This is a genomic window from Allopontixanthobacter sp., assembly GCF_034376665.1.
Lineage (GTDB): Bacteria > Pseudomonadota > Alphaproteobacteria > Sphingomonadales > Sphingomonadaceae > Allopontixanthobacter.
In genome coordinates this window covers 1-3,875 of sequence record NZ_JAXMJI010000011.1, presented here as the reverse complement: position 1 = coordinate 3,875, position 3,875 = coordinate 1, and the positions used below count along the sequence as shown (strand labels likewise).

The following is a 3,875-nucleotide window of genomic DNA, read 5'->3' as shown; positions in this document are numbered from 1 at the left end:
TTAATCGCACCGATGCAAGTATTCAGGAAATGGGCGAAAGGCGGTGTCCAGAAGGTATTCCCTTCGTAACCGACAATGGCGCAATCTACATTCGCTGGATTGGGCGCGGCTTTGACCAACACTATGTCGCAGACCTCGGTTGCGATAAAGATCGATACAGAGACAGGAACTCAAAGCTGCTCGCCATTGTTCGCAGCCTTCCGATACCTGCCTCATAAGCCAAAGGCAGATAACCACGACAAAGCTGACATCAAGCTAAGCGACGCTCCGAATCCACAGCGCGCAATCCTACCTCGGCAATTCACTCGCGCCCATCAGCGCCATGTCCACGCTGCGGGCGCATTGGCGGCCTTCGCGGATGGCCCAGACGACCAGGCTCTGGCCGCGGCGCATGTCGCCGCAGGTGAATACGCCGGGTTCGCTGGTGGCGTAATCGTCCTCGTTGGCGGACACGGTGCCGCGGTCGGTCAGGGCGACGCCGGCGCGGTCGAGCAACCCGTGTTTCTTCGGGCCGACAAAGCCCATCGCCAGCAGGACCAGATCGGCGGGCAGCACGAAATTGCTGCCTTCGACTTCCTGCATCCTGCCGCCGTCCCACGACAGGCGCACGCATTCCAGCCCGGTAACATCGCCGTCCGCGCCGATCACCCGCTTGGCCATGACCGACCAGTCGCGCGCCGCGCCTTCTTCGTGGCTGGAGGAGGTGCGCATCTTGAGCGGCCAGTCGGGCCAGGTCAGCGCCTTGTCTTCCTTTTCGGGCGGCTGCGGCATGATTTCGAGCTGGGTTACGCTGGCCGCGCCCTGCCGGTTGGAGGTGCCGACACAGTCGGAACCGGTGTCCCCGCCGCCGATCACGATCACGTGCTTGCCGGTGGCGGTGAGCGAACCGCGCGGCGCGGCGCGGAGTTCATCGTCGCCCGCATTGCGCTTGTTCTGCTGGGTCAGGAATTCCATCGCCAGCCGTACGCCGGACAGTTCCGCACCGGGAATTTCCAGCGTGCGCGGGTCTTCCGCCCCGCCCGAAAGCACGATGGCGTCGAAATTTTCCTGCAGGCTCTTGAAGGAAATATCCACGCCGACCTCTGCAGAAGTGCGGAAGGTCACGCCTTCGGCCTCCATCTGCACCGCGCGGCGGTTGATCAGGTGCTTTTCCATCTTGAAGTCGGGAATGCCGTAGCGGAGCAATCCCCCGATGCGGTCGTTCTTCTCGAACAGGGTGACCTTGTGCCCGGCGCGGGCAAGCTGCTGCGCGCAGGCCATGCCCGCAGGGCCGGACCCGACCACGGCAACCGATTTGCCGGTCTGGCGCGCGGGAAGCTGCGGCTTGATCCAGTCTTCCTGCCACCCGCGGTCGACAATTGCGCATTCGATGCTTTTGATGGTGACGGGCGAATCGATGATGTTGAGCACGCAGGCCGCTTCGCACGGGGCGGGGCAGATGCGGCCGGTGAACTCGGGGAAATTGTTAGTCGAATGCAGCACTTCGAGCGCGTTTTTCCAATCGCCGCGATAGACCAGATCGTTCCATTCGGGGATGATGTTGTTCACCGGGCAGCCGTTGTGACAATAGGGAATGCCGCAATCCATGCACCGCGCCGCCTGCAGTTTGAGCGTCGGTTCGTCATGCGGAATCACGAATTCGCGGTAATGCTTCAGCCGCTCCTTGGGGTCCGCATAGACGCGGTCCTTGCGGTCGATTTCCAGAAAGCCGGTGTCTTTGCCCATCAACTAAATCCTAAACTGTGTCGTCATCCCAGCGAAAGCTGGGATCGCCCGGCGGACTGCACTTCGGTTCCAACCGATCCCAGCTTTGGCTGGGATGACAAAATATCCATCATTCTGCGGCCACGGTCGCTGCCTCGTCCCGCTCGGCTTCGAGCTGGCGGAGCGCAGCGGTATAATCGCGCGGCATGATCTTGACGAATTTCGGCAGGCATTCGTCCCAATTGTCGAGGATATAGGCCGCCCGTGCGCTGCCGGTGTGCAGCTTGTGACGTTCCACCAGCACTTTCAGCCGTTCCCCGTCGTGGCGCAGCATATCGCCCATTCCGGCATCGGAGACACTGCGGCCGCGCTGCTGCGGGCGGCCGCTGCCGTCCTCCGCGTCGGGAGCGGCTGAAACCGGCAGCAAATCGACCTGCGCCAGATTGCACAGATCGGCGAAATTGCCGGCTTCGTCATAGACATAGGCGATCCCGCCGGACATTCCCGCGGCGAAATTGCGCCCGGTCCTGCCCAGAACCGCGACCACGCCGCCGGTCATGTATTCGCAGGCATGGTCGCCTGCGCCTTCAACCACCGCGACCGCGCCGGAATTGCGCACTGCAAAGCGTTCGCCGGCGACCCCGCCGAAATAAGCCTCGCCCGCGATCGCGCCGTAAAGGACAGTGTTGCCGACGATGATGTTCTGCGCCGGATCGCGGGAAACGCCGTCCGGCTGGCGCACGATGATGCGGCCGCCCGACAGGCCCTTGCCGACATAGTCGTTGGCGTCGCCGGTCAGGTCGAGTGTGACGCCGTGAACCAGCCACGCGCCGAAGCTTTGCCCGGCCACGCCGTTCAGATTGATCCGGATGGTGTCGGGCTTGAGCCCCGCATGACCGTAGGCCTTGGCGATCTCGCCCGACAGCATCGCACCGACCGTACGGTTCACATTGCGCACCTCGCGGCTAAGCTGGACCGGTTCGCCGTGAAGCAGCGCCGGCTGGCACGCCGCGATCAGATCGTTGTCCAGCGCGCCGTCCAGATTGTGTTCCTGGTTCATCGTGTGATGGACCGGGGTGCCTTCGGGCAGGTCGATCCGGTGGAGCAGACGGGTCAGGTCGATGCCCTGCGCTTTCCAGTGACGATCCACCCGGCGCATATCGATCCGGTCCACCCGGCCAACCATCTCGTCAAGGGTCGCGAAACCCATTTTCGCCATGATCTCGCGCAGTTCCTCGGCGACGAAGAAGAAGTAGTTGATCACGTGTTCGGGCAGGCCGGTAAACCGGGCGCGCAGCACCGGATCCTGCGTCGCCACGCCGACCGGGCATGTGTTGAGGTGGCATTTGCGCATCATGATGCAGCCTGCCGCGATCAGCGGAGCGGTGGCAAAGCCGAACTCGTCCGCGCCGAGCAGCGCGCCGATGGCGACATCGCGCCCGGTGCGCAGGCCGCCATCGACCTGCACCGCGATCCGGCTGCGCAGATCGTTGAGCAGCAGCGTCTGCTGCGTTTCGGCGAGGCCGATTTCCCACGGGCTTCCCGCATGGGTCAGGCTGGTCAGTGGCGATGCGCCAGTGCCGCCTTCATACCCCGAGATAGTGACATGATCCGCGCGCGCCTTGGAAACGCCGGCCGCGACTGTGCCCACGCCGACTTCGGATACCAGCTTGACCGAAATGCGCGCCGCGCGGTTCACATTCTTGAGATCGTGGATCAGCTGCGCCAGGTCTTCGATCGAATAGATGTCATGATGCGGCGGCGGCGAGATCAGGCCCACGCCGGGTGTCGCATGGCGCACCGCGCCGATGATCTTGTCGACCTTGTGCCCGGGCAGCTGGCCGCCCTCGCCGGGCTTCGCGCCTTGCGCCATCTTGATCTGGATATCGTCGGCATTGACCAGATATTCGGTGGTTACACCGAACCGTCCGCTGGCGACCTGCTTGATCGCGGAGCGCATCGAATCGCCATTGGGCAGCGGAGTGTAGCGGTCGGTTTCCTCGCCGCCTTCGCCGGTGTTGGACCGCGCGCCGATGCGGTTCATCGCCACCGCCAAAGTGGTATGCGCTTCGCGGCTGATCGAGCCGAAGCTCATCGCCCCGGTGCTGAACCGCTTGACGATGTCCACCGCCGGCTCGACCTGGTCGAGGGGGAGCGGTTCGTTGGCCGGC

The 3,875-nt window shown here is 63.7% G+C and carries 2 protein-coding genes and 1 pseudogene; 1 reads left to right on the top strand and 2 read right to left on the bottom strand.

The features are described 5' to 3' along the window. Positions 1–218 (top strand): annotated as a pseudogene (locus U0988_RS01020) (hypothetical protein); the annotation flags it as partial. 70 nt (positions 219–288) lie between these two features. Here U0988_RS01020 and U0988_RS01015 read toward each other — a convergent pair. Then, the gene (locus U0988_RS01015) at positions 289–1,725 is read right to left on the bottom strand and encodes a glutamate synthase subunit beta (RefSeq protein WP_322290795.1); all 1,437 of its coding nucleotides are present in this window, start codon (positions 1,723–1,725) and stop codon (positions 289–291) included. A gap of 109 nt (positions 1,726–1,834) precedes the next feature. Further along, positions 1,835–3,875, bottom strand: a 2,041-nt coding sequence (locus U0988_RS01010) for a glutamate synthase-related protein (protein ID WP_322290794.1), incomplete at its 5' end; no start/stop codon positions are given.